The sequence below is a fragment of the Micromonospora sp. NPDC000121 genome (genome assembly GCF_042899165.1).
In the GTDB taxonomy this organism is placed as follows: Bacteria; Actinomycetota; Actinomycetes; order Mycobacteriales; family Micromonosporaceae; genus Micromonospora.
Map to the genome: position 1 here is coordinate 972,410 of NZ_JBIAZP010000001.1, position 23,991 is coordinate 996,400.

At 71.8% G+C, this 23,991-nt stretch carries 25 protein-coding genes; 14 read left to right on the forward strand and 11 right to left on the reverse strand.

Translation table 11 applies throughout. From position 1 onward, the window contains the following. Window positions 1-33 precede the first annotated feature (33 nt). Window positions 34-1,785 (reverse strand): biotin carboxylase N-terminal domain-containing protein, encoded by a 1,752-nt coding sequence (locus ACFY23_RS04745; RefSeq protein WP_350678597.1) that lies wholly within the window; start codon window positions 1,783-1,785, stop codon window positions 34-36. 132 nt (window positions 1,786-1,917) lie between these two features. Here ACFY23_RS04745 and ACFY23_RS04750 point away from each other — a divergent pair, with 132 nt between their 5' ends. The 4 genes from ACFY23_RS04750 to ACFY23_RS04765 all read left to right on the forward strand — a co-directional run bounded on the left by ACFY23_RS04750 (window position 1,918) and on the right by ACFY23_RS04765 (window position 5,786). Further along, window positions 1,918-2,544, forward strand: a complete 627-nt coding sequence (locus ACFY23_RS04750) for a PadR family transcriptional regulator (RefSeq protein ID WP_350678595.1) — start codon at window positions 1,918-1,920, stop codon at window positions 2,542-2,544. A gap of 131 nt (window positions 2,545-2,675) precedes the next feature. Then, window positions 2,676-3,635, forward strand: a complete 960-nt coding sequence (locus ACFY23_RS04755) for an ATP-binding cassette domain-containing protein (RefSeq protein WP_350678593.1) — start codon at window positions 2,676-2,678, stop codon at window positions 3,633-3,635. Window positions 3,636-3,655: 20 nt separating this feature from the next. Beyond that, entirely contained in the window at window positions 3,656-4,411 is a 756-nt protein-coding gene (locus ACFY23_RS04760; protein ID WP_350678591.1) for an ABC transporter permease, read from the forward strand. 115 nt (window positions 4,412-4,526) lie between these two features. After that, on the forward strand, window positions 4,527-5,786 hold the full coding sequence (locus tag ACFY23_RS04765; protein ID WP_350678589.1) for an MFS transporter: 1,260 nt from the start codon (window positions 4,527-4,529) through the stop codon (window positions 5,784-5,786). Between the two features lie 97 nt (window positions 5,787-5,883). Here ACFY23_RS04765 and ACFY23_RS04770 read toward each other — a convergent pair whose 3' ends face one another. Together ACFY23_RS04770 and ACFY23_RS04775 are read right to left on the reverse strand one after the other, a co-directional pair. Continuing rightward, window positions 5,884-6,537 carry an O-methyltransferase gene (locus ACFY23_RS04770; protein WP_350678587.1) on the reverse strand — a complete coding sequence of 218 codons (654 nt, stop codon included), beginning with the start codon at window positions 6,535-6,537 and terminating at the stop codon, window positions 5,884-5,886. Window positions 6,538-6,546: 9 nt separating this feature from the next. After that, window positions 6,547-7,191, reverse strand: coding sequence for a Maf family protein (locus ACFY23_RS04775; RefSeq protein ID WP_387035305.1), 645 nt, complete (start codon window positions 7,189-7,191; stop codon window positions 6,547-6,549). A gap of 111 nt (window positions 7,192-7,302) precedes the next feature. On the opposite strand from ACFY23_RS04775, the gene ACFY23_RS04780 reads away from it, so the two are divergent. Next, window positions 7,303-7,704 (forward strand): hypothetical protein, encoded by a 402-nt coding sequence (locus ACFY23_RS04780; protein WP_350678583.1) that lies wholly within the window; start codon window positions 7,303-7,305, stop codon window positions 7,702-7,704. 44 nt (window positions 7,705-7,748) lie between these two features. On the opposite strand, the gene mycP is transcribed toward ACFY23_RS04780, so the two are convergent. The 3 genes from mycP to ACFY23_RS04795 form a co-directional block, all read right to left on the reverse strand. Then, window positions 7,749-8,894 carry a type VII secretion-associated serine protease mycosin gene (gene mycP / locus ACFY23_RS04785; protein ID WP_387035854.1) on the reverse strand — a complete coding sequence of 382 codons (1,146 nt, stop codon included), beginning with the start codon at window positions 8,892-8,894 and terminating at the stop codon, window positions 7,749-7,751. A gap of 1,402 nt (window positions 8,895-10,296) precedes the next feature. Next, window positions 10,297-10,764, reverse strand: a complete 468-nt coding sequence (locus tag ACFY23_RS04790) for a hypothetical protein (RefSeq protein WP_350678581.1) — start codon at window positions 10,762-10,764, stop codon at window positions 10,297-10,299. A gap of 146 nt (window positions 10,765-10,910) precedes the next feature. Then, on the reverse strand, window positions 10,911-11,123 hold the full coding sequence (locus ACFY23_RS04795) for an acyl-CoA carboxylase subunit epsilon (RefSeq protein ID WP_350678579.1): 213 nt from the start codon (window positions 11,121-11,123) through the stop codon (window positions 10,911-10,913). A 92-nt stretch (window positions 11,124-11,215) separates the two neighbouring features. Between ACFY23_RS04795 and ACFY23_RS04800 the strand changes: the two genes are divergently transcribed. Next, window positions 11,216-13,135 carry a protein kinase gene (locus ACFY23_RS04800; RefSeq protein WP_350678577.1) on the forward strand — a complete coding sequence of 640 codons (1,920 nt, stop codon included), beginning with the start codon at window positions 11,216-11,218 and terminating at the stop codon, window positions 13,133-13,135. A gap of 89 nt (window positions 13,136-13,224) precedes the next feature. Beyond that, a complete protein-coding gene (locus ACFY23_RS04805) occupies window positions 13,225-13,455 on the forward strand; it encodes a hypothetical protein (protein WP_350678574.1) in 231 nt (76 codons plus the stop codon). Between the two features lie 126 nt (window positions 13,456-13,581). On the opposite strand, the gene ACFY23_RS04810 is transcribed toward ACFY23_RS04805, so the two are convergent. Continuing rightward, on the reverse strand, window positions 13,582-14,337 hold the full coding sequence (locus ACFY23_RS04810) for a GH25 family lysozyme (protein ID WP_350678572.1): 756 nt from the start codon (window positions 14,335-14,337) through the stop codon (window positions 13,582-13,584). A 189-nt stretch (window positions 14,338-14,526) separates the two neighbouring features. Next, window positions 14,527-15,072 carry a Uma2 family endonuclease gene (locus tag ACFY23_RS04815; protein ID WP_350678569.1) on the reverse strand — a complete coding sequence of 182 codons (546 nt, stop codon included), beginning with the start codon at window positions 15,070-15,072 and terminating at the stop codon, window positions 14,527-14,529. 100 nt (window positions 15,073-15,172) lie between these two features. Between ACFY23_RS04815 and ACFY23_RS04820 the strand changes: the two genes are divergently transcribed. The 5 genes from ACFY23_RS04820 (at window position 15,173) to ACFY23_RS04840 (ending at window position 19,024) form a co-directional block, all read left to right on the forward strand. Then, a complete protein-coding gene (locus ACFY23_RS04820; RefSeq protein ID WP_350678567.1) occupies window positions 15,173-15,916 on the forward strand; it encodes a M50 family metallopeptidase in 744 nt (247 codons plus the stop codon). Window positions 15,917-15,982: 66 nt separating this feature from the next. Continuing rightward, the gene (locus ACFY23_RS04825) at window positions 15,983-16,591 is read left to right on the forward strand and encodes a class I SAM-dependent methyltransferase (RefSeq protein ID WP_350678564.1); all 609 of its coding nucleotides are present in this window, start codon (window positions 15,983-15,985) and stop codon (window positions 16,589-16,591) included. Between the two features lie 30 nt (window positions 16,592-16,621). Further along, window positions 16,622-17,605 (forward strand): 2-dehydropantoate 2-reductase N-terminal domain-containing protein, encoded by a 984-nt coding sequence (locus ACFY23_RS04830; protein WP_350678562.1) that lies wholly within the window; start codon window positions 16,622-16,624, stop codon window positions 17,603-17,605. A gap of 62 nt (window positions 17,606-17,667) precedes the next feature. Beyond that, window positions 17,668-18,168, forward strand: coding sequence for a SigE family RNA polymerase sigma factor (locus ACFY23_RS04835; RefSeq protein WP_350678559.1), 501 nt, complete (start codon window positions 17,668-17,670; stop codon window positions 18,166-18,168). Then, window positions 18,161-19,024: a hypothetical protein gene (locus ACFY23_RS04840; protein ID WP_350678557.1), complete on the forward strand. Its 864-nt coding sequence runs from the start codon at window positions 18,161-18,163 to the stop codon at window positions 19,022-19,024. Before ACFY23_RS04835 ends, ACFY23_RS04840 begins: the two co-directional genes overlap by 8 nt. A gap of 40 nt (window positions 19,025-19,064) precedes the next feature. Here ACFY23_RS04840 and ACFY23_RS04845 read toward each other — a convergent pair whose 3' ends face one another. Then, the gene (locus tag ACFY23_RS04845) at window positions 19,065-20,648 is read right to left on the reverse strand and encodes an acyl-CoA carboxylase subunit beta (RefSeq protein ID WP_350678554.1); all 1,584 of its coding nucleotides are present in this window, start codon (window positions 20,646-20,648) and stop codon (window positions 19,065-19,067) included. 123 nt (window positions 20,649-20,771) lie between these two features. On the opposite strand from ACFY23_RS04845, the gene ACFY23_RS04850 reads away from it, so the two are divergent. Together ACFY23_RS04850 and ACFY23_RS04855 are read left to right on the forward strand one after the other, a co-directional pair. After that, on the forward strand, window positions 20,772-21,647 hold the full coding sequence (locus tag ACFY23_RS04850; protein WP_350678552.1) for a biotin--[acetyl-CoA-carboxylase] ligase: 876 nt from the start codon (window positions 20,772-20,774) through the stop codon (window positions 21,645-21,647). A 173-nt stretch (window positions 21,648-21,820) separates the two neighbouring features. Then, window positions 21,821-22,393 carry a PH domain-containing protein gene (locus tag ACFY23_RS04855; protein WP_350678549.1) on the forward strand — a complete coding sequence of 191 codons (573 nt, stop codon included), beginning with the start codon at window positions 21,821-21,823 and terminating at the stop codon, window positions 22,391-22,393. A 70-nt stretch (window positions 22,394-22,463) separates the two neighbouring features. On the opposite strand, the gene ACFY23_RS04860 is transcribed toward ACFY23_RS04855, so the two are convergent. Beyond that, a complete protein-coding gene (locus tag ACFY23_RS04860; protein ID WP_350678547.1) occupies window positions 22,464-23,192 on the reverse strand; it encodes a GtrA family protein in 729 nt (242 codons plus the stop codon). Between the two features lie 63 nt (window positions 23,193-23,255). After that, window positions 23,256-23,789 (reverse strand): GtrA family protein, encoded by a 534-nt coding sequence (locus ACFY23_RS04865; protein ID WP_350678619.1) that lies wholly within the window; start codon window positions 23,787-23,789, stop codon window positions 23,256-23,258. Window positions 23,790-23,991: the final 202 nt, after the last annotated feature.

The window sequence follows — 23,991 nt, forward strand, 5'->3', positions numbered from 1 at the left end:
CGCAGACGTTAGGAAGGTGTCCTTCCTCACACCTCAGGCGATCGTGCAGATCGTCGCGCCGGCGGAGATGACGGCGCCGACCTCGGCGGCGAGGCCGCTGACCGTGCCGGCCTTGTGCGCGTGCAGCGGCTGCTCCATCTTCATCGCCTCCAGCACCACGACCAGGTCGCCCTCGGCGACGGTGTCCCCGTCGGCGACCGCGATCTTGACGATGGTGCCCTGCATGGGCGAGGTGAGCGCGTCGCCGCTGACGGCCGCGCCGGCCTTGGCCGCGCCACCCCGGCGGGCCGGCTTGCGGGCGGCGGGCGCGGCGGCGGCCGTACCCCCGCCGAGGCCGGCGGGGAGGCTGACCTCCAGCCGCTTGCCGCCCACCTCGACCACGACGGTCTCGCGCTCGGCCGGTGCCTCGGCGGCGCCGGCGGCCGCGGTGAACGGCGGGACGGTGTTGTCGAACTCGGTCTCGATCCACCGGGTGTGCACCGTGAACGGCTCGGCGGTGAACGCCTCGTCACGGATGACCAGCCGGTGGAACGGCAGCGCGGTGGCCATGCCCTCGACGACCATCTCGTCCAGCGCCCGGCGGGCCCGCTCCAGCGCCTCGGTGCGCGTCTCGCCGGTGATGATGACCTTGGCCAGCAGCGAGTCGAAGTTGCCGCCGATCACGTCGCCGGCCGAGATGCCGGTGTCCACCCGGACGCCGGGCCCGGTGGGCAGCCGCAGCGCGGTGACCGTGCCGGGGGCGGGCAGGAAGTTGCGGCCCGGGTCCTCGCCGTTGATCCGGAACTCGATGGAGTGCCCGCGCGGGGTCGGGTCCTCGGTGAACCGCAGCTTCTCGCCGTCGGCGATCCGGAACTGCTCACGGACCAGGTCGATCCCGGCGGTCTCCTCGGTGACCGGGTGCTCGACCTGGAGGCGGGTGTTGACCTCCAGGAAGGAGATGGTGCCGTCGGCGCCGACCAGGTATTCCACCGTGCCGGCGCCGTGGTAGCCGGCCTCCCGGCAGATCGCCTTGGCGCTGTCGTGGATCTGGGCGCGCTGGGCGTCGGTGAGGAACGGCGCCGGGGCCTCCTCGACGAGCTTCTGGTGCCGGCGCTGCAGCGAGCAGTCGCGGGTGCCGACCACGATCACGTTGCCGTGCTGGTCGGCCAGCACCTGCGCCTCGACGTGGCGGGGCTTGTCGAGGTAGCGCTCGACGAAGCACTCGCCCCGGCCGAACGCGGCGACCGCCTCGCGGGTGGCCGACTCGAACAGGTGCGGGATCTCCTCCATCGTGCGGGCCACCTTGAGCCCGCGCCCGCCGCCGCCGAAGGCGGCCTTGATGGCGACCGGCAGGCCGTGGTCGACGGCGAACGCCATCACCTCGTCCGGGTTCGCCACCGGGTCGGGGGTGCCGGGCACCAGGGGCGCTCCCGCGCGCTGCGCGATGTGCCGGGCGGTCACCTTGTCGCCGAGGTCGCGGATCGCCTGCGGGGTGGGGCCGATCCAGGTCAGCCCGGCGTCGATGACGGCCTGGGCGAAGTCGGCGTTCTCGGCGAGGAAGCCGTAGCCGGGGTGGACCGCGTCGGCGTCGGCCTTGGCGGCGACCTCCAGCAGCTTGTCGATGCGCAGGTACGTCTCGGTCGCGGTGTCCCCGCCGAGCGCGTACGCCTCGTCGGCCAGCGTGGCGTGCAGGGCGTCCCGGTCGGAGTCCGCGTAGACGGCGACGCTGCCCAGGCCGGCGTCGCGGCAGGCGCGGATGACGCGGACGGCGATCTCGCCGCGGTTGGCGATGAGTACCTTGCGCACCTTGGGGGCTCCTCCCGGGAGGCTACTGACCGGGAGTGTATCGGCCACCCTGAGAACCCTAACGATCGCTCAGTGTGGGATGCCGCACTGTGCCATCGCGCCCTAGTCAAACTTGCTTATTACGCTTGTCCGATGTCTGCCACGCGAATGATGATCCTCGGGCTGGTGCGGTGGATGCAGCCCGTGCACGGCTACGACGTGCGCCGGGAACTGCTCAGTTGGAACGCCGACAGGTGGGCCAACGTGCAGCCCGGCTCGATCTACCACGCCCTGCGCAAGCTGACCGAGGAGGGCCTGCTGCGCGAGGTGGCCACCGAGCAGGTGGGCGCCCGGCCGGCGCGCACCACGTATGAGGTCACCGCCAAGGGCGAGGACGAGTTCGAGTCGCTGCTGCGCGCGCACTGGTGGCAGTTGCACGAGCCGCCGGACCCGTTCGCGGCGGCGTTCTCCTTCCTGCCCGCGCTGCCGCGCGAGGAGGCGTCGGCGGCCCTGCGCAACCGGGCGAACCTGCTGCGCGCCGGCGTCGAGTCGATGCGCGCGGCGCTGGCCTCCGACTGGGTGCGCAACTCCAAGCCGGTGCACGTCGGCTGGATGTTCGAACTCTGGGCGGCGCGGGCCGAGGCCGAGGTCGGCTGGTGTGAACGGATCGCCGAACGCATCGACTCCGGTGTGTCGTACCTGCCTGACGGGCTGGTCGGGGCGGAGGGTTGGAGCGGATGGCCCGACGGTGGGGCCACGCCTCGCGACACAACCGAATAATCAAGGTTGACCACTGGAGCTATATCGCGTTAGCCTGCTCGCGGCGCGACGGGGGGAGCACGCCGTCCGGCGTCGTCCCCGAGGGACAGACAGGTGGCCGGTCGCACCGGCCCGGACGACCAGGAGCAGAGATGATCGAGACCAGAGGGCTGCGGAAGTCGTTCCGCTCCCGCGAGGGTCGCCAGACGAGGACCGTCGACGCGGTGCGCGGGGTCGACCTGGCGGTCGCCCCGGGGGAGATCTTCGGGTTCCTCGGCCCCAACGGCGCCGGCAAGACCACCACCCTGCGGATGCTGGCGACCCTGATCGAGCCGGACGGCGGCGAGGCCACCATCGCCGGGGCCGACCTGCGCAGGGACCCGGCCGAGGTGCGCCGCCGCATCGGCTACGTCGCCCAGGGCGGCAGCACCTGGGACGAGTCGACCGCCCGCGAGGAGTTGGTCCTCCAGGCCCGGATGTACGGCATCGGCAAGGCCGAGGCGCAGCGGCGCGCCGCGCGCGCCCTCGACGCCTTCCAGCTCACCGAGTACGCCGACCGCAAGTGCAAGACCTACTCCGGCGGCCAGCGGCGGCGGGTGGAGATCGCCCTCGGCATCATCCACGAGCCGAAGATCGTCTTCCTGGACGAGCCGACCACCGGCCTCGACCCGCAGAGCCGTGCGCACATGTGGGACGAGATCCGTCGGCTGCGCACCGACGGCATGACCGTCTTCATCACCACGCACTACCTCGACGAGGCCGACGCGCTCTGCGACCGGATCGCGATCATGGATCACGGCGAGGTGGTCGCGGAGGGCACCCCGGCGGGCCTCAAGCGCGAGATCTCCGGCGACGTGGTGCTGGTCGGGCTGGACGCGACGGCCACCCCGCAGGCCGCGAAACTGCTCGACGGCGAGCCGTACGTCAACAAGCTGGAGACCGCCGAGGAGGGCGGTCTGCGGCTCTACGTCGACGAGGGCGCGACCGCCATCCCGCAGATCCTGCGTCGCGTCGACACGGCGGGCCTCACGCTCGACTCCATCGAGCTGCACCGGCCCAGCCTCGACGACGTCTTCCTCACCAAGACCGGCCGCTCGCTGCGCGAGTCCTGACCCCAGACCGGAGAGACCTCATGAAACTCGCCCGTGACACCTGGCTGATCTTCCAGCGCCAGCTCCAACTGCTGCTGCGCAACCCCGTCTGGGTCTTCGTCGGCGTCTTCCAGCCGGTGATGTACCTGCTGCTCTTCGCCCCGCTGCTCAAGCCGGCGCTGAACGCCCCCACCCAGGCGGAGGCCTACAAGATCTTCGTACCCGGCCTGCTGGTGCTGCTGGCCATCTTCGGCGGCCTGTTCCAGGGCTTCGGTCTGATCGCCGAGCTGCGTGCCGGCGTCATCGAACGCTCCCGGGTCACCCCGGTCAGCCGGCTCGCCCTGCTGCTCGGCCGATCCCTGCGCGACGTGGTGTCGCTGATCGTGCAGGCGGTCATCATCACCCTGCTCGCGCTCCTGTTCGACCTGCGCGTCTTCATCGTCGACCTGCTCCTGGCGTATCTCATGCTCGCCCTGATCGCGCTGATGACCTCGGCCGTCTCCTACGGCGTCGCGCTCAAGGTCAAGAGCGAGGACGCGCTGGCCCCGCTGATGAACACCGTGGCGCAGCCGGTGCTGCTGCTCTCCGGCATCCTGCTGCCGCTCACGTTCGCCCCCGGCTGGCTCCAAGGCATCGCCGAGTGGAACCCGTTCTCCTGGGCGGTCGACGGCACCCGGGCCCTCTTCGCCGGCGAGCTGGGCGACGACAAGGTCTGGCAGGGGCTGACGATCGTCGCGGTGCTCGCCGCGGCCGGCGTCGTCTGGGCGGCCCGGCAGTTCGCACGCACCGTCCGCTGAAAGGAAGGGCACCTCATTAACGCCTGCGGTAGAGGAAGGGCTCCCTCCTAACGCCGGGGGAGAGCTGCCTCTCACCGAGGCGGGGCACCGGTCGGACACTTGTACCGTAAGGCCGGTGCCCCGCCTCGCCCGTGACCGGACCACCTGGCTGACCTACGCCCAGCTCGGGCTGTGGGGCTTCTTCCTCTACGGATTCGGGCCGGTCGTGCCGCTGCTCCGCGACGAACAGGGCACCTCGGCCGCCGTCGCCGGCCTGCACAGCACCGGCATCGCCGTCGGCGCGCTGGCCGGCGGGGCGCTCTTCGCGCCGCTGGCCCGCCGGGTCGGCCGCGGCCGTGCCATCTGGATCGGGCTGGTCGGCGTGGCGGTCGGCGTCACCGCCCTCGGCACCCTCCGCGCCCTGCCCGCCACGATCACCACCGTCGCCGTCATCGCGACCTTCGGCATGCTGGTGGTCAGCGGCGTGTCCGTCGTGCTCACCGCCCGGCACGGCCCCGCCGCGCCGGCCGCGCTGACCGAGGCCAACGCCGCCTGCGCCGGCATGGGCATCCTCGCCCCGCTGGTCATCGGCGGCAGCGTCGACGCCGGCTGGGGCTGGCGGCCGGTGATGGCCGTCGAGGTCGGCCTGATCACGCTCGTCGCGCTCGCCGCCGTGACTTTCCGCGTACGCCTGCCGGAGGCCGCCCCCGCCGCCGCGGCTGTCGGTGATCCCCGAGCGGGCGACCCGGTCGACGCCGATCCGCCCGCCGGCGCGGGTGGAGCTGCTGGCGCTGCCGGGGCCGCACGGCGGCTGCCCCCGACATACTGGATCGCCTGGGTGCTGATGGCCGTCACCGGCTCGATCGAGGTCTGCCTGTCCCTCTGGACCGCCGACGTGCTCCGCTCGCACGCCGGAATGGCGGCCGGCGCCGCCTCGGCCGCCGTCGCCGCGATCGTCTGCGGCATGTTCGTCGGCCGGCTCGTCGGCGGCCGGTTCGCGTTGCGCTACCGGCCGGTGCCGCTGCTGCTCGCCGCGCTGGGCGTGTCGCTGGCCGGGTTCGCGCTGTTCTGGGTCGCCACCGTCGGCTGGCTCGCGGTCACCGGCCTCGTCGTGCTCGGCCTCGGCAACGCACTGCACTACCCGCTGGCCATCTCGATCGCGCTCGCCGTCGCCGGGCCGGCCGCGGACCGGGCGGCCGGCTGGGCGTCGTACTCGATGGGGGTCGGCTTCGGGATCGCGCCGGTCGCGCTCGGCTGGGTGGCCGACGGGGTGGGGCCGCACCTGGCGTTCCTGCTGCTGCCGGCCTTCATCGCGGCGGCCGCGCTGCTGACCGTCCGCCTGAACCGCGCCCTACGCCCGGCCCCCGCCGAACCCCGCACCCCGGCCCCCGCCTGACGGCCCGAGGGCGCCGTCCCTTGGATCTTGGTATGGAGAGGCCCCCGGAGGGGCCGCTTCGTACCAGATCGCAAAGGGCGGGTTCAGTGTGTGGCCGTCAGTGCACCCGGGCCAGAGTGAGGCCGTCGGCGACAGGAAGCATCACCGCGTCGACCCGGACATCGGCGAGGACCTCGTCGTTGAACGCGGCGATGGCCCGGTCGTCGGCGTTCTGCGGGGCGATCACCCGGCCGCCGCGCAGCACGTTGTCGACCGCGATCACCCCGCCGGGACGCATCCGAGGCACCAGTTCCGACCAGTAGACCGGGTAGCCGGTCTTGTCGGCGTCGATGAACGCGAAGTCGAGGTGACGCTCGTGGGGCAGCTCCCGCAGCGTGTCGCCGGCCGGGCCGATGCGCAGCTCGATGCGGTCGTCCACGCCCGCGCGGGCCCAGTACCGCCGGGCGATGCCCGTGAACTCCTCCGAGATGTCGAAGCAGGTAAGCCGCCCGCCCTCGGGCAGCCCCCGCGCGATCGCCAGCGAGGAGAGGCCGGTGAAGGTGCCCACCTCCACGGCCTGCCGCACGCCGAGCAGCCGGGTGAGGAAGGTCAGGAACGCGGCCTGCTCCGGCGCGACCTGCATCTGCGCGTTGTCCGGCAGAGCCGCGCGGGTCTCCTCGGCCAGGTCCCGCATGATCTCGTCCGGCGGCGACCCGTGCGCTACCAGGTACGCGTGCAGTTCCGACGTCAGCGGGATCGACTTCGTGGTCATGAACGGACGCTAGCCGAGCGGTTCGACCGACTGGTTGCCGGGCGCGACCTTCGTCCACAGATCGGTGATTCGCAGATCCAGCTCGGCCAGGAGGCGGCGCAGCATCGGCAGCGAGAGCCCGATGACCGTGCTCGGATCACCCTCGATCCGCTCCACGAACGGCCCGCCCAACCCGTCGATGGTGAAGGCGCCGGCCACCGCGAGCGGCTCGCCCGTGCCCACGTACGTGGCAATCTCGTCGTCGCTGACGTCGGCGAAGTGCACGACGGTGGAGGCGACCGCCTCGGCCCGACGCCCCGTCACGATGTCGATGAGGCAGTGCCCGCTGTGCAGCACGCCGCTGCGCCCGCGCATCCGCTGCCAGCGCCGGGTGGCGTCCGCCGCGTCGGCCGGCTTGCCGAGGATCTCCCCGTCGAAGGCCAGCACAGAATCGCACCCGATCACCAGCGTCCGCTGGTCGTCGGTCGGCCGCAGCCGGCTGAGCACCGCCTGCGCCTTCAACCGGGCAAGCTCCAGGCAGAGATCCTCGGCCCGCTCGGTGACCACCAGGGACTCGTCGACGCCGCTGACCAGCACGTCCGGTTCGATCCCGGCGGCCTGGAGAATCTTGCGGCGGGCGGGGCTCGCCGAGGCGAGCACAAGGCGGATCGGCATCGTTTCTGGCACCTCGCCGACGTTACCGGCTGGCTCTCGGCGATGGCGGCTCCGGTGGGATGCGCCCGCTTTCGATCGCGAAGGGGCGGCTCGCGCGATGAGCCTCGACCAGTGACCGCGATTGATATTGTCGCCGCCATGAGACGGCCGTGGCGAGTTGCACTCCGGCTGCGCCCGCGACCGGTTTCCGACGAGAAACGCGCGCAGGCCGTCGAGGACTACCGCAGAGCGGTGCTGGTCCTTCAGCACGACGCCTACCGCAACCTCCAGTCCGCGATGGCGAATGCAGCGATCATGGTCGGGTTCCTCGCCGGCTGGATGCTGCTTCTCGGCGAGGTTCCACGCGCGGCTCTCGCCTTTGCCGGGGCCTGTGTCGTGGGTGGAGCCCTGGGGATCTGCTACTACGGCGTGCGTGACCGTCCCCTCGGTCGACGGCTGTTGGTCGCTTCCGTCGCATTCACCGTGCTGGGCCTGGGTGCTCTGGTGCTGTTGAAGTGGATCGGTGGCAACTGAACAGGAGCGGCTTCCGCCCTGCGACCGTCGGTCGCGAAGGCGGGTCAGCGGCTTACACGGGGTGGAGGGTCGTCGCCACGGCGGCGATGACGGTTGTACAGCACCCACGCCCCGGCGGCAGCCACGATCACGCCGAGGGTGACCAGGCCGCGAGTCGTCGCCCCGCTGTCTCCGCCGTCGGCGGGCTCCGCAACCGCCGTCGTGGCCGAGGCGGTGTGGGGCGCGGCGGTCGCCGTTGCCGACTCGAAACCCAGCGGCGGTACGTCCGCCGTCAACGCCGCCACCAGATCGATGACCCCGTACCCGTACTCGTCGTCCCGCCCCGGCGGACCCTTGTCGACCGCAGTGGCAGTAAGCCGGTGCGCTACCTCCGAGGCCGGGAGGTGCGGATACTTCGCCCTGATGAGCGCCGCAGCGCCGGCAACGATCGCCGTGGAGTCCGACGTGCCGGTGCCCTTGCGATATCTGCCGTCGATACTCGTGCTGTAGATATCGACTGCCGGAGCAACCACGTCGACTTCAGGGCCTGTAACCGATATTGCTGCATGGCGCCCGGCTCGATCTATCCCACCGACGGCGATTACGCCAGGCTCTCTGGCTGGGTAAGCAACTGTTTGGTCTAGAGGATTATTTCCGGAACCCGCAACTATTACAACGTCAGATGCAAGCGCCCTTTTAACCGCCTGCGTGAGACGAGGGCTGGTGCCGCCTCCACTTGATACGCTGATTATTCGTACGCCTTTGCCCACTGCGTATTCGATGCTTTGGGCCAGCACGTCCGGATCACTCTCGCCGCTCGGCGGCGAATCGGCTATTGGCAGAATCTTTGCTTTGGGTGCGATGCCGAGGGCACCGGTGTTGCCTTGGCCGTGCGCCGCGATGAGACCGGCCATGCCAGTGCCGTGACCGTTTCGGTCGTGTCGGCCGTCACCACTGCCGCCGGGAACCATGTCTATGCCAGCTAGCAAGTTTTGCCGTAAGTCGAGATGCGGGTCGACGCCAGTGTCTGGCAATGCGACAGTGACTCCTTGACCCTGAGTGATGCGATGCGCGGACGCTACATCAAGAAACTCCAAGTGCCATTGGTTGCTGCGTATTCTGCTTCCATCGGATGCCGGCGCAGTCATTGCGGAAGCGGCTAGCGCTGGCTGTATAGGTAGGAGTGGCGCAAGTGGTAGCAGTGATGCCAACACTCGGGATGTGATGCTGAACCTCACCGGTTCAAGCCGATGGCTGGGCCAGGGTCGATTGGGCCTTCCTCGTTTGGCGGGCGGACGATAGGGGGAACGCCCTGATTCGTTTCCCACGGGTGATCTGGGTCCCAGTGATGAGGTTCCTCGCTGCTCCCCTCGCGACGCCTAGGTCGATGCGGCATCCCGCTCGCACCGCTAATGCTGGCTGCGTTACCGGAAGGGGTTCCGCCGATGGGAGGCATGCCATGCGCTGCCGCGAAACCTCGACTGCCGCCGGGGCGAGATCCCGCACCACCCGTCGGTGCGGTACCAGCGCCACCACCACCGATTACGCCACCGATCGGGTTCACTCGTCTCGGCTGGCTGTTACCCGTACCTGGCTGGCCGAGCCCCATCCCGGGTGGTCCCCCGATCAACCCCCCAGGAGGCATCGATCGGGGTTGTGTGGATGGTGCCATATTCGGCTGCGTGCCCCCTCCGAAAGCTGGCCGCCCTGGTTGGCCGGGCTGGCCACCTAGTGGCCTAGACACACCCGGCCGGTGCGGCAGCGTCGGAAGCGGTGGTGGCGTTCCAATGCTCGGGGATGCGGTTGGCGGTACAGGAGACGGCCCCGTGTTAGCGGGTGGAGGCGCCACTCCGGTGCCAGTTCCGCCCAAAATAGGGCCGAGGCCGGGTGCGCTCGGTGTTGCCACCGGCCGAGCGGTGGAGGCTGGCCGGTGCGCCGAGGGTGTACTGGCTGGCGGCGTAATCGGGACCGGCACGATCGGCGGGATCACCGGAGCTTGCAGGCCTGACGTTTCGGATACAGGCTGACTGCCATCGATTCTGGGTTTGGTGGGTGGTGGCTTTTGGAGCATTACTTGGGCGTGTTGGAGTTCGCCGCTGAGGCCGTACATGATGCCGCGTGCCTGGACGTTGAGCCGTTCCAGGTCGGCATCCGTCACCGGGCGGTCGGGGACCCGACTGCCCATGGCCGCCTTCGGGTCCGCGAGCGTCGCCTCGTACGTCCGCTTCTCCTGGAGCTTGACGGCGTACTCGTCGTAGATCTTCTTCAGCTCGGCGCGGGTGGTCCCGATGGCCTGCGTCGCGGCGGAGAGCGCGGTGTAGTTGGCGCTGGCCGCGTCGTGGGTGCGCTGCACCTTGTCGATCAGCTCGTCGAGTTCACGGACGTACGCCCGGGCTGCCTCGTTGGTTTCCGGGGGCCACGCCTCCGCCAGCCCACGCCGGTATTCCTGGAGCCGGCTCAGGTGGGCCCGGGCGAGGTCGCAGACCTTGCGCCAGCCGGCGACCTGCTTCCAGTGGTTGGTGGTGTCGTGGTCCTGGAGGCAGGCCCACATGCTGGCCACGTCCATCAGCCGCCAGTCGGTCAGGCCGGACGTGCGGCCGCTGCCCCGCTCGATCATGGCAGCACCACCGGCCCCAGCGTCGGTGCCGTCTCGGGACCGGTGGGGTCGCGCAGCACCGGCGACGGGCCGCGCGGTGTGGCGGCTGTCGGATCGGCGAGCGCCCGTTCCACATCGGCCACCCGGGCCGAGGAGAAGGCGTCGGACTGGGTGTAGCGGTTGGCCACCGTGCCGGCGGCGACGGCCAGGTGGCCGGTGGCGTCGCGGACGCCCCACACCATGTTGGCGGTGGCCTGCTGGGTCTCGTGGTGCGCGTGCAGGAAGTTGACCAGCTCGATGAAGGCGTCGGCCGGGTTGGGCACGGGCGCCTTCATGTCCTCGGCGATGTACGGCAGATTAGGGGCGTAGTTGCGTTCCACCTCGGCCTGGAGCTTGTCAGCGAACTCGCGCAACCGGCGGATGTCGGCCTCGATGCCGCCGTAACCGCGAAGCCAGGACGCTGGACGGTCCTCCTCGGGGATCATCGGCCCTCCCTACCCGTCACTGCGCCGTTTCCCTGAGTGAGGTTAATGGGTCTCCTACCCTGTCGGCAGCCCCGATCCCGCACATATCGGCCGCCCTGCGCGCGGGCAGGGGCGCCGAGCTGCGGTGATCCGTACCGGGAAAAAGGTCAGCGGGGCAGGCCGGAGGCGCGCCACGCACCGGGACCGGCGACCGGCGTCGCGGTGGCCGGTCGCCCGCTGCGCGCCCAGGCGGACGCGGCGACCGGCGAGGGTGCGGCGGCCGGACGGGACCGGACGACGATCGCGCCCACCAGCGCGGCCAGTTCCTCGGTGGTGGGGACCCCCCGGACGACCCGGAACAGCGGCTCTTCGGCAGACATGGCGTCAGCGTACGCGGCGCGAAGCTTGACCTGAACCGCACAGTGGCGTGCCGGCGGTGTGACCGTCGTGCCCGCCGGGTACCGTCTGGGCGATGTCTAACGCGCTGCCCCAACTCGTCGCTGACCGATACCGGCTCCTCTCGCCGCTCGGTCAGGGTGGCATGGGTCGGGTGTGGAAGGCGCGCGACGAGGTGCTGCACCGGGACGTGGCGATCAAGGAACTCGTCCCGCCGCCCAGCCTCACCGACGACGAGCGCCGCGAGATGCGGGAGCGGTCGCTGCGCGAGGCCCGGGCAATCGCCCGGCTCAACCACATCAACGTGGTCCGCATCTTCGACGTGCTGCGCACCGACGGCGACCCGTGGATCGTCATGGAGTACGTGCCGTCGAGGTCGTTGCAGGACACGCTCGCCGAGGACGGCCCGGTGCCGCCGGCGCGCGCGGTCGAGATCGGGCTCGGCGTGCTGGGCGCGCTGAAGGCGGCGCACAAGGCCGGCGTGATGCACCGCGACGTCAAGCCGGGCAACGTGCTGCTCGGCAACGACGGCCGGGTGGTGCTGACCGATTTCGGTCTCGCCACGATCCCCGGCGACCCGAACGTGACCCGCACGGGCATGGTGCTCGGTTCGCCCGCGTACATCGCGCCGGAGCGCGCCCGCGACGGCACCGCCGGGCCGGAGGCCGACCTCTGGTCGCTGGGCGCCACCCTCTACGCCGCGGTCGAGGGCAAGTCGCCGTACGCCCGGCCGTCGGCGATCGCCACCCTGGCGGCGCTCGCCACCGAGGCGCCCCCGCCGCCGAAGAACGCCGGCCCGCTCAAGCCGGTGCTCAACGGCCTGCTGCGCAAGGACCCGAACGAGCGGATCACCGCCGAGGTGGCGGAGAAGCTGCTGCGCCGCGCCGGCGGCAAGCGCACGCGCACCATCCCGCTGCTCGACGGCGTACGCCGGCCGGGGCCGAACGGCCCGCGCGAGCCGCGCCCGCCGCTGGTGCCGGCGCCGCGGCCGGCCGAGGACCCGGCCGCCAGGCCGGTCAGCCCGCCGACGCCCCGCGCGCCGCAGGAGGCGGCCGCCTCCGCCGGGGCTGCCGTCGCGGCCGAGAGCGCGTCCGTCGCGGCCTCGTCGGATGTCGCGCCGACCGCCAAGGTCGAGTCGTCCACGTCCGACACGGCGCCGACGGCCAAGGTGGAGGCGCCGAAGCCGGCGGCCGGCGCCACGCCGGCCGCGCCGGTGAGCCCCGCGCCGCGCCGGCCGGTGAACCCCACCTCGGTGATGCCCGCGCCGGTGAACCCGCCGTCCGGCCGCGCCACGGTGGTGCCGTCCGACGGTACGAAGCCCGACAACACTCGGCGCAACGTGCTGATCGGGGTGCTGGTGGCGCTGCTGCTGCTCGGCCTGGTGCTGGTCGTGCCGATGCTGACGAGCGGCGACGGCGAGGACGGCGGCGGCAACCCGCAGGCCGACCCGACCACCGCCAGCTCCCAGGCGCCGCAGACGTCGGGGCCCGCCGCGCCCCCGACCAGCGCCGCCCCCAGCCCGACCCCGTCCGTCTCGCCCTCGGCGACGGGACTCCCGGCCGGCTGGAAGCTGGTCAAGGATCCGGTCGGGTTTTCGGTCCCGGTGCCGAACGGATGGCGGCGGAGCGCGGGCGACACCTGGGTGAAGTACGAGGAGCCGAATGGCGTCCGCGAGTTGGTGATCGACCGGACGGACGATCCGCAGAAGGACGCCGCCGCTGCCTGGCGCGCCATCGAGCCCGCCCGCAAGCGGCTCGTCAACGACTACGAGTACATCGATATCCGCCCAGTCAGCGGCTTCTGGAAGACCTGCGCGGACTGGGACTGGCGGGAGACCCGGGACGGCACGCGGATCCGCGTCCGTAACCGGGGCTTCGTCACCGCCAGCAACCGGGGCTTCGCCATCCGGTGGGAGGTCGCGGACAAGGACTGGGACGAGAACCTCCAGTACTTCGACATGATCTCCCGCGAGTTCGTGCCCGACCGCCAGGACTGATCCGTGGGATTCGTGCCGCCGCGAGCTTGATTCGCATGACCTTCCGTCGTACGGGGTATTCGACCTGCACGACGGAAGGGAGGCACGACATGGGTTACCGACGGAAGGACACCCGGCCGCGGGTGGCACTGTGGATGCTCGTGGCCCTCGGCGACGTCGTCCTGCTGCTCGTCAGCGTCGGCCTGTCGGCACTGTTCGCACTGCTCAGCGTCGTCACCGTCACCCTCGCCGCGGTGGCGGCCTGGCGGATCACCCGGCGTGGCGGGCTCGCCCGCGACAACGCCGTGACCGTCCCGGTGGCGGCCCGAAGGCGGGCCTGACGTCCGCAGGCCGGATGGCGGGGCCGACGCCCCGCGCCGGTGGCGTGGCGGCAGCCGGACCAGTTGTCGACCGTACGGTGACAGCCGATCCCGCTGCCGCCAACTGCCTTACCAGGCGAATCAGGCTCAGGCGGTGTTGTTGGCCAGGGCGATCAGCCGGGTGCGGTCGCCGTTCCAGTAGTTGCGGTCGACGGGGCCGCTGATCCCGGCGACGCTGCCGCTGTCGGTGTACTGCCAGAAGCTCCAGAACGGCGCGCCGGCCGGCAGGGTGCCGGGGGAGGTGGACCAGCGGGCGATCCAGAGCGGGTGGTTCGCCCACGGGGCGGTCCAACTGCCGGTGCACTGGTTCCACCAGCTCGTGGTGGTGTAGATGACCGCGTAGCGGCCGGTGCGGGCGCGGTAGGTGTTGAGGAAGTCCTGCACCCAGCTGCGCATCCCGGACGTGCTGAGGCCGTAGCAGTAGCCGCCGGCGTACGGGTTGGCCTCCAGGTCCAGCGCGGCGGGGAGGGTGCGGCTGTCGGCCGACCAGGCGCCGCCGTTGGAGGCCAGGTAGTTCGCCTGGGTCGCCCCGGAGGAGATGTTGGGCCGGGCGAAGTGGTACGCGCCCCGGATCACGCCCGCGTAGTACGCGTTGGTGTAGTTGGCGTTGAAGTTCGGGTCCTTGTAGCTGGTGCCCTCGGTGGCCTTGATGAAGGCGAACTGGATCCCGGCGTTGCGCACGCTCGTCCAGTTGATGCTGCCCTGGTAGCGCGAGACGTCGATGCCGGGCGTGGTGGCCGCGGCCGCCGGGGTGGCGGTGGCGACGAGCCCCGCCGCGACGGTGGCGAGCACGGCGAGGCCGGTGGCGAGCATTCTGCGCAGCGATGGTCTGGTACGGGTCATGGATGCCTCCAAGGACGCCGATGGGATTGACGACCATCTTTGGAGGTAAGCGTCCTCGATCACAAGGGGCGCTAAACAAATTTGCATTGACGACTGACGTTGGACGGTGTGGGATGCCGAGACCAACTCAGGATGTCGAGCGCGCGGCGCTGGGTGCCCCTGCCGGAAAGCCGCAGCGGGTGGGGCCGCTCAGCGGAGTGAAGCCGGGTCGACACCCCAGCGGAACGGCTCGGCCAGGACGAGGTGCTCGCCCGCCTTGGCGACCTGGTCCTCGACGTAGTGCGCACCGTCGAGCCGGAACAGCCGCAACGAGTGGGTCTGGCCGTCCTGCTCGACCAGCAGATACCAGGGAATCCGGGCGATGGCGTAGAGCTGCATCTTGACCAGGCGGTCGGCCGCCGCGTTCCCCGGAGAGACGATCTCGCAGACGAGGACGACCTCGCCCGCCTCGACCACGGTGCCCTCGTCGTCGGTGTCGGCGACGACAACGTCCGGAATGACGATTCGGTCGACCCCGAGCCGGACGTTCACCGCCTCGAATACCGCGAGGGCTCCGGCCGCGCCGTCGAGGCTGTTGGCCAGCAGCCGCGACACCCGCTGGTGTCGCTTGCTCGGGGCAGGGCTCACGATCAGGCTTCCGTCGAGCAGTTCGATCGGGTTCGGCGTCTCGCCCATGGCGAGGTACTCGGCCTCCGTCCACAGGCCGATGTGGGGTTCCAGGGGTGCCGCGCTCACCGGCGTCCACCTCCCGCTCCGATCGCCACCAGGTCAGCTTCACACGATACGGACCGACGAGGGCGTAGCGACACAGTCCGGGCCGGTAGGCTCGCGCCCCATGATGTCGACGGACGGGCTCAGCGACATGTGGGACAAGCTGTTCGGGGCGCAGCCGGATCCACCGCCGCTGCTGGTGCTGCTGACCGCCGCCATCGCGCTGGTGGTCGTCTCCACCCGGCTGCCCTGGCGGGTCGCCCGCAACGTCGTCACCATCGCGCACGAGGGCGGGCACGCGCTGGTCGCCCTGCTCACCGGCCGCAAGCTGCGCGGCATCCGGCTGCACTCGGACACCTCGGGGCTGACCCTGTCCGCCGGCCGGCCCACCGGCCCCGGGATGATCCTCACCCTGCTCGCGGGCTACATCGCCCCGCCGCTGGTCGGGCTGGCCGGCGCGTGGCTGCTCGGCGGCAACCGGATCACCCTGCTGCTCTGGGTCGCCGTGGCGCTGCTGCTCGCCATGCTGGTCATGATCCGCAACGTCTTCGGCGTGCTCTCGCTGCTGGTCACGGGCGGAGTGGTGCTCGCCGTCTCCTGGTACGCCACGCCGCAGGTGCAGGCGGCGTTCGCGTACACCGGGGTGTGGTTCCTGCTGCTCGGCGGCGTACGGCCGGTGGTGGAGCTGCAGCGCCTGCGTTCCCGGGGCCGGATGCCGGCGTCCGACGCCGACCAGCTCGCCGGGCTCACCCCGCTGCCCGCGTTCTTCTGGGTCACCGTGTTCGCCCTGGTCAACCTGGCCACCCTGACCGCCGGCGCGCTGCTGCTGGCCGGCCCGATCCTCACCGACGCCGGCCTCACCCTCTGACCGACGCCGACGCCCGTGACCAGCACGGGTGCCGGGGACCAACGTGAACGACAGCGAGGAGGCGGTATGACCGAGTTGATCGAGCGCAACCGGGCGGCGTACGACCGGATCGCGGCGGAGTTCGAGGCGCGGAACCCGGAGGTGCCGGCGACCTATCGGGCGGTGGCCGACGACTTCCGGGTTCGGGTCGACGGGCTGGTGCTCGACCTGGGCTGCGGCCCGGGACGGGACCTGGCGTTCCTGGCAGATCTGGGGCTCGCCGGCGTCGGGCTGGACCTGTCGGCCGGGATGCTGGCGCGGGCCCGGGCACGGGTCGGCGTGCCGCTGGTGCAGGGCGACCTGCTCCGGCTGCCGTTCCGGTCGGGCACCCTCGGTGGCGTCTGGTGTTCGGCGTCGCTGCTGCACCTGCCCAAGGCCGACGCGCCGGCCGCGCTGGCCGACGTCCGCCGGGTGCTGCGACCGGGCGGCCCGTTGCTGCTCAGCCTCAAGGAGGGCGACGGGGAGCGCTGGGAACGCTGGCCCGGCGAGGAGGTCGACCGGTACTTCTCCCGCTACCGCCGCCGGGAGGTCGAGGCGTTGCTCGCCGGAGCGGGCCTCACCCCGTTCCGCTGGGAGCGGGACACCTCGCCGGCCGGCGAGCCGTGGCTGGCCGTCCTGGCCGTCGCCGTCGGCTGAGCCGGGCCACGGACCAGGCAGAATGGGCCCGTGCGGTATGTGATCATCGGAGCGGGCGCGGTCGGCGGCACCATCGGCGTACGGCTGGGGCAGGCCGGCCACGACGTGACCCTGGTGGCCCGCGGCGCGCACCTGGACGCGATCCGGCGGCGGGGCCTGACCCTGCGCCAGCCCGACGGCGAGGCGACCTGGCGCGGGCCGGCCACCGACGGGCCGGGCGACACTCCGCTGCCCGCCGACACCGTCCTGGTTCTCACGGTCAAGTCGCAGGACACCGTCGCCGCGCTGGCGGCCTGGGCGGACGCGCCGGTGGCCGGCGGCGGTACGGCCGCCGAGCGGCTGCCGCTGTTCACCGCGCAGAACGGGGTGGCCAACGAGCGCGCCGCCCTGCGGCTCTTCGCCGACGTGCACGGCGTCTGCGTCTGGCTGCCCGCCACCCACCTCGACCCGGGCGTGGTGGTGGCCAACGGCCACCCGCACCCCGGCATGCTGCACCTCGGCCGCTACCCGTCCGGCGCGGACGCCACCGACCGCGCCGTCGCCGCCGACCTGACCGCCGCCGGCTTCGTCGCCCCGGTGCGCGACGACGTGCTGCGCTGGAAGTACGGCAAGCTGCTGGCCAACCTCGGCAACGGCCTCCAGGCGCTGCTCGGCCGGGACGTCCCCGACGCCCTGCGCGAGCGGGTGCGGGCCGAGGGGGTCGCCGCGCTCGCCGCCGCCGACATCGCGCACACCACCACCGAGGAGGAGGCGGCCGAGCGGGGTGACCTCGTCGAGCACCGGCCGGTCGGCGGCGAGGAGCGGGCCGGCGGCTCCACCTGGCAGAGCCTGGCCCGGGGCGCGGGCTCGGCCGAGGCCGACCACCTCAACGGCGAGATCGTGCTGCTCGGCCGGCTGCACGGGGTGCCGACCCCCGCCAACGCCGCCGTCCAGCTCGCGGTCCGCCGCGCGCTGCGGGAGCGGATCCCGGCCGGCGGCTTCCGGCCGGCGGAGCTGGAGAAAATGATCGGTTGACCGGGCAACCGACCGCCCCGGCTGGCGCGTGTCCCCTGCGACCGCCACGGGGAGGTAGCAGGGTGCCGGACGTCGACGGGTTCGACGAGTTCTACCGGGGCAGCCGGCAACGGCTGCTGGGCTTCGTCTACGTACTCACCGGTGACCTCGCCGAGGCGCAGGACGCCGTGCAGGAGGCGTACGTGCGCGCCTGGCAGCGCTGGTCGACCGTGAGCGCGTACGAGGAACCGGAGGCGTGGGTGCGGGTGGTGGCCAGCCGGATCGCGGTCAGCCGCTGGCGCAGCCTGCGCAGCCGGGCCCGCGCCTATCTGCGGCACGGTGCCACGGAGACGGTGCCCGGCCCGGATCCCGACACCGTCGACGTGGTCGCCGCGCTGCGTCGGCTGCCCGAGGAGCAGCGCACCGCGATCGCCCTGTACTACCTGGTCGGCATGCCGGTGGCCGAGGTGGCCCGGCAGACCGACGCCCCCGTGGGCACGGTCAAGGCCCGACTCTCCCGGGGGCGCGCCGCGTTGGCCGGGCTGCTCGCCGTCTCTGAGCTGAAGGAGGCCGCCGATGCGTGACGAGACGACGTTCGTCGACCAGTTGCACAGGGAGCTGCGCGACGTCCGTTGGCCGGAGCCCGCCGAGATCCGCGCCCGGGCCCGCCGGCGCAGCAGGCGTACGGCGCTGGGGGCGGCGGCCGTCACGGCGGTCACCGTGCTCACCGTGGCCGCCTCCGGGATGGTCGACCACGTCGACGGTGACCGGCCGCTGGCGACAGCGGCCGGGGCGACCGCGGCCAGGTCGGATGCGCCGGTACGGGCCGCGATTCCGATGGAGGCGCTGCTCCAGCCGGAGGACCTGCCGGAGAAGGAGACCCCGCGACTCACCGTGACGGGCATCCACGAGCCGATCCGGATCGACGGTGAGTTGACGAAGTGCCTGCGGAACCGGGGGCTTCCGGCCGCCGCTGAGCCCTCCCGCTACTCGCGCAGCCAGACGGTGATGGGGGTACGGCCGCCGGGTGAGCCCCTGCTGCGACAGGATCTCTACCGGGTCCGTACCGAGGAGGCCGGCAAGATCATCGGCGACATCGACCGGCAGGTGAACTCCTGCCCGGAATGGGAGACCGTCGGCGTCGTGTGGCGCGACGGGCGGGACGTCGAGACCGTCATGACACACCGCTGGCAGGTGGTGGCCCGGGGGTTCGCCGGCGACGAGTCGGCGCTGCTGCGGCAGGTCATGTCCGAGCCCCGGCAGGCGCAGACGTTGACAGCGGTCGGCGACGCTCCGAAGCCGCTCAGCACCGCGTTCGTCCGGGTCGGCGACCTGGTCACGGTGGTCAGCATCCCGCGCGACAGCAGCGAGGCCGAACTTCGTCGGCTCGCCGCCGTCGCCGCCACCCGTATGTGCGTCGCCGCCAACCCGCCCTGCTGACCCGCCCCGCCCGCGCGAGGCGGGGCGGGGCGGGGCCGGGTCAGAGCGGAATGTTGCCGTGCTTCTTCGGGGGCAGGGTCTCGCGCTTGGTGCGCAGCACCCGCAGGGCGCGGACGATCTGCGTACGGGTCTCGTGCGGCGGGATGACGCTGTCGACGTAGCCGCGCTCGGCCGCGATGTACGGGTTGGCGAGGGTGTCCTCGTACTCGGTGATCTTCTCGGCGCGCACGGCGGCCGGGTCCTCGGCGGCGGCCAACTCCTGCCGGTAGAGGATGTTCACCGCGCCCTGCGCGCCCATCACCGCGATCTGCGCGGTCGGCCAGGCGAAGTTCAGGTCCGCGCCGAGGTGCTTGGAGCCCATCACGTCGTACGCCCCGCCGTAGGCCTTGCGGGTGATGACGGTGACCTTCGGGACGGTGGCCTCGGCGTACGCGTAGATGAGCTTGGCGCCGCGGCGGATGATGCCGTCCCACTCCTGGCCGGTGCCGGGCAGGAACCCGGGAACGTCCACGAAGGTCAGCACCGGGATGTTGAACGCGTCGCAGGTGCGCACGAACCGGGCGGCCTTCTCCGACGCGGCGATGTCCAGGGTGCCGGCGAAGTGCATCGGCTGGTTGGCGACCACGCCGACCGGGCGCCCCTCGACCCGGCCGTAGCCGATGATCAGATTCTGCGCGTAGAGCGGCTGGACCTCCAGGAACTCGCCGTCGTCCAGGACGTGCTCGATCACCCGGTGCATGTCGTACGGCTGGTTCGCCGAGTCGGGGATCAGCGTGTCCAGCTCGCGGTCCTCGTCGCTGACGGAGAGGTCGGCGGGGGCCTCGTAGACCACCGGCTCGTCCAGGTTGTTCGACGGCAGGTACGACAGCAGCGCCTTGACGTACTCGATCGCGTCCTCCTCGTCGGTGGCGAGGTAGTGCGCGTTGCCGCTGCGGGAGTTGTGCGTACGGGCGCCGCCCAGCTCCTCCATCGCCACGTCCTCGCCGGTGACGGTCTTGATGACGTCCGGGCCGGTGATGAACATGTGCGAGGTCTGGTCGACCATGACGGTGAAGTCGGTGACCGCCGGGGAGTAGACCGCGCCGCCCGCACACGGGCCCATGATCAGGGAGATCTGCGGGATGACGCCGCTGGCCCGGACGTTGCGGAAGAAGATCTCGCCGTAGAGCCCGAGCGAGGCCACGCCCTCCTGGATGCGGGCGCCGCCGGAGTCGTTGATGCCGACGACCGGGCAGCCGATCTTCATGGCCAGGTCCATCACCTTGACGATCTTCTCGCCGAAGACCTCGCCGAGGGAGCCGCCGAAGACCGTGAAGTCCTGGGCGAACACGCAGACCTGCCGGCCGTCGATGGTGCCGTATCCGGTGATCACGCCGTCGCCGTACGGGCGGGTCCGGTCCAGTCCGAAGTTGGTGGACCGGTGCCGGGCCAGCTCGTCCAACTCGACGAAGGAGCCCTCGTCGAGCAGCATCTCGATCCGCTCGCGGGCGGTCTTCTTGCCCCTCGCGTGCTGCTTCTCGACCGCGCGCGCCGATCCGGCGTGCACCGCCTCGTCGACCCGCCGCTCCAGGTCAGCCAGCTTGCCCGCGGTGCTGTGGATGTTGATCCCGGTCTCGGTAGTCACCCTGGGAATATAACGATGGTTCAGGCGGTCGCCCCTGTGCAGTTCGCCTCAGCCCGGCGACGACGCGCATCGACGCCCGCCCGAGGCGGCGGGTGGGCGTCGGGCGGGCCGTAGGCTGACGGGATGCCGGGCTCGCCGTACACCGATCTGGACCGCCCGCCGCTGTCGGCGGCCCGGTTGCGGCGGGCGCTGGTCGCCCCGCACGGGCCGTGGGCCCGGCTGGAGCTGCACGTCGAGACCAGCTCGACCAACGCGGACGTCGCCGAGGCGGCCCGGGCCGGTGAGCCGGAGGGGCTGGTGGTGGTCGCGGAGCGGCAGACCGCCGGGCGCGGGCGGCGCGGCCGGGCGTGGCAGTCCCCGGCGCGGGCGGGCATCGCCACCAGCGTGCTGCTCCGGCCGGGGGAGGCCGTCACCGACCGTGGCTGGCCGCCGGTGCCTCCGACGGGGTACGGGTGGCTTCCGCTGCTCGCCGGCGTGGCCCTGGTCGAGGCGGTGGCCCGGCTGGCCGAGCTGGACGCCGGCCTGAAGTGGCCCAACGACCTGCTGATCGGCGACGCGAAGTGCGCCGGGATCCTCGCCGAGGCGGTGCCGGGAGGCTCGCCGGCCCAGCCGTCCGCGATCGTGCTCGGCATCGGCCTCAACGTCACGCTCCGCGCCGACGAGCTGCCGGAGAACCCGACGGGCCTGCCGGCGACCTCGCTGCAACTGGCCGGCGCGGCGGCCACCGACCGCGATCCGCTGCTGCGCGCCCTGCTCCGCTCGGTCGCCGACTGGTACGACCGCTGGCGTTCCGCCGGCGGCGACGCGGTCGCCAGCGGACTGCGCGACGCCTACCTGGCCGCCTGCGCGACGGTCGGCCGGCAGGTACGCGTGCTGCTGCCCGGCGGCGAGGAGGTCACGGGCGCCGCGACGGGCGTGGACGCCGACGGCCGACTGCTGGTCGCCACCCCCACGGGCGTGCGCGCCCTGGCCGCCGGCGACGTCCTCCACCTCCGCTGACCCTCCGCCTCTACCTGCGGCGGTCGTGCGCGTGCTGCCCCCGCGACCGGACCGGAAGCGCGGAACGCGGGCGGAACTGCAAGATCGCGGGGACGGGTCCCGCCGCGCGGCTGATCCCGCGGCGGGGAGTGAGCGGTTACGGTCAGCGCGTCCGTTTCTGCGAGGAGGTTCCCGTGGCGTTCCCCGATGACGTGCTCACCGAGGACGAGCATGTCGTGCTGCACCTGCACCCGCACTGGAAGGCGCTGATCCGGCCGGTCGCGGTGCTCGTGCTCGCCGTCGCGGCGGTGGTGGCCGGCATGGTCCTGCTGCCGTCCGGCGGGGGTGGCTCGATCGCGCTCGCCGTGATCGGGGTGGTGGCCCTGATGGCGGTGCTCTGGCTGGCGCTCTGGCCGTTCCTGGTATGGCGGACCACCCACTACCTCTTCACCAACGAGCGGGTGCTGCTCCAGCATGGCGTGCTCTCCCGCGACCGGCGGGACATCCCGCTCACCCGGGTCAACGACCACGCCATGAACCAGCGGTTCGTCGAGCGCCTGCTCGGCTGCGGCACCCTGACCATCGAGTCCGCCGGCGAGCGCGGGCAGTCCGTCCTGCACGACGTGCCGCGGGTCGGCCAGGTCCAGACCAAGCTCTACGAGCTGGTCGAGGCCCACCACGACAAGCACTCCCTCGGCGACGCCGAGATGCGCGACATCCTGGCGGACATGAACGAGGGGAAGCCGCTGCGCGACCCCACCGCCTGAGCCCGGCCCCCGTGCCCGTCCGCCCACCTCGCCGGTGACGGCGCGGCGGGTGGGCGCGGGGTGTGGCGGGTCAGCGGCGCGGGGCGCGGCGGGCGCTGGCCTGGAGTTCGGCGGCCAGCTCGGCTTCCAGCTCCTGGTCGAGGGAGCCGCCGAGGCTGGCGTCGAGCGGCACGGGGCGGCCCTGGATCGGGGCGCTCTGGCCGGTCGCCGGCACGGGGGCCGGGCCGCGCCGTGCGGCGCCCGGTGGTGGCTGTGCCTCCTCCAGTTCGGAGATGGATTCGGCCAGCTCCGCCACCGGGTCCATCTCGGCCATCGTGTCCCACTCGTCGCGCGGGATGCTGTGCCACGTCTCGGCGGCGTGGGCCGGCGCCGGTTGGAAGACGAACGTCCGGTAGGACCAGAACCGGAACAGCGTGGCGAGCAGCACGCCGCCGGTCTTCGCCACGTTCAGGGCCAGCAGGCTGGTCATGCCCAGGCCGTACTTGGCGGCGGCGAGGACGCCCAACTCGATGAGCAGGCCGGCTCCGTTGAAAAGGAAGAACAGGGCGTATTCGCGTTGCATCGCCGACTTCGGGCGGTCGCGGTACGTCCAGTGACGGTTCATCAGATACGACGTGATGGTCGCCACGATGGTGGCGATGACCGTCGCCTTCAACTGGCCGTCGACAAAAACGGTGAGTGCCAGGGCATTGAACACCGCGTAATTGATGACGGTGTTGATGCCGCCGACGATCCCGAATTTGAGCGCCTCGTGGATGAACTTCTGCCAGCGCTCGGGCAGCAGACGGACAAGACGCATGCGGAACACCTTAGGGCAGTGGGCGGGGCCGGGAGGCTCCGGCCGGACGAGGTGGGCGGCAGGTCACGCCCGGTGGTCTCGGTCGTGCTTCACTTCCGGAACGGCTGGGGTTCCCGCTTCCACGAAGACGAACCGTCGGTAGGACCAGAATCGGAACAGCGTCCCGAGCCCGGTGCCGACGATGAAGCTGGCGATGTTGTCGGCCAGCGGGGTCTGGAAGACCTCCGGCCAGATGCTGCCCAGGCCGTAGCGGCTGATCGCCAGGCAGGCCACCGCGATCCCCAGGCCGACGCCGTTGAAGAAGAAGAACAGCGCGTACTCGCGGGCCGGGTTGGAGCGCTTGCGGTGCCGCCACGTCCAGAACCGGTTGCCGATGAACGCGACGGTCGCCGCGATCACCGTCGAGACGGTCTTCGCGGTCACCTGCTCGACGCCCCGCACGCTCGTCAGGTAGTTGAAGAGCGCGAAGTCGATCAGAAAGGCGATCCCGCCCACGGTGGCGAACTTGCTCATCTCGCGGACGAGGTGGCCGAAACGCTCGACCAGTGCGTGGACCAGACCCGGGCGGGTCTGCCGGGAGCCTGGCTCCCCGGTCATCGTCGCGGCCACGACGCCGAGCCTACCGGCTGGGAACACCCCACACGGGTAGCAACGACGAGTGGCCCCCCACGGGTGTGCGTCTGTGGACAGAGCGTAACGAGCCGGGTGGCCGAGCGGGGCGGTTCGCGAGTTCCGTCGGCGGGACGCGGCGGGTCGGCCGTCGAGGGTTCCCCACAGGATTTGCGTGAAACTGCGCGCG

Excerpts from the sequence above, each read along its gene's own strand:
- ACFY23_RS04805 (WP_350678574.1), top strand. The coding sequence starts at position 13,225 with ATGGGTTACCGACGGAAGGACACCCGGCCGCGGGTGGCACTGTGGATG.
- ACFY23_RS04760 (WP_350678591.1), top strand. The coding sequence starts at position 3,656 with ATGAAACTCGCCCGTGACACCTGGCTGATCTTCCAGCGCCAGCTCCAA.
- ACFY23_RS04775 (WP_387035305.1), bottom strand. The coding sequence starts at position 7,191 with ATGCCGATCCGCCTTGTGCTCGCCTCGGCGAGCCCCGCCCGCCGCAAG.
- ACFY23_RS04840 (WP_350678557.1), top strand. The coding sequence starts at position 18,161 with ATGCGTGACGAGACGACGTTCGTCGACCAGTTGCACAGGGAGCTGCGC.
- ACFY23_RS04865 (WP_350678619.1), bottom strand. The coding sequence starts at position 23,789 with ATGACCGGGGAGCCAGGCTCCCGGCAGACCCGCCCGGGTCTGGTCCAC.
- ACFY23_RS04825 (WP_350678564.1), top strand. The coding sequence starts at position 15,983 with ATGACCGAGTTGATCGAGCGCAACCGGGCGGCGTACGACCGGATCGCG.
- ACFY23_RS04810 (WP_350678572.1), bottom strand. The coding sequence starts at position 14,337 with ATGACCCGTACCAGACCATCGCTGCGCAGAATGCTCGCCACCGGCCTC.
- ACFY23_RS04800 (WP_350678577.1), top strand. The coding sequence starts at position 11,216 with ATGTCTAACGCGCTGCCCCAACTCGTCGCTGACCGATACCGGCTCCTC.
- ACFY23_RS04850 (WP_350678552.1), top strand. The coding sequence starts at position 20,772 with ATGCCGGGCTCGCCGTACACCGATCTGGACCGCCCGCCGCTGTCGGCG.
- ACFY23_RS04820 (WP_350678567.1), top strand. The coding sequence starts at position 15,173 with ATGATGTCGACGGACGGGCTCAGCGACATGTGGGACAAGCTGTTCGGG.
- ACFY23_RS04795 (WP_350678579.1), bottom strand. The coding sequence starts at position 11,123 with ATGTCTGCCGAAGAGCCGCTGTTCCGGGTCGTCCGGGGGGTCCCCACC.
- ACFY23_RS04755 (WP_350678593.1), top strand. The coding sequence starts at position 2,676 with ATGATCGAGACCAGAGGGCTGCGGAAGTCGTTCCGCTCCCGCGAGGGT.
- ACFY23_RS04770 (WP_350678587.1), bottom strand. The coding sequence starts at position 6,537 with ATGACCACGAAGTCGATCCCGCTGACGTCGGAACTGCACGCGTACCTG.
- ACFY23_RS04790 (WP_350678581.1), bottom strand. The coding sequence starts at position 10,764 with ATGATCCCCGAGGAGGACCGTCCAGCGTCCTGGCTTCGCGGTTACGGC.
- ACFY23_RS04750 (WP_350678595.1), top strand. The coding sequence starts at position 1,918 with ATGTCTGCCACGCGAATGATGATCCTCGGGCTGGTGCGGTGGATGCAG.
- ACFY23_RS04860 (WP_350678547.1), bottom strand. The coding sequence starts at position 23,192 with ATGCGTCTTGTCCGTCTGCTGCCCGAGCGCTGGCAGAAGTTCATCCAC.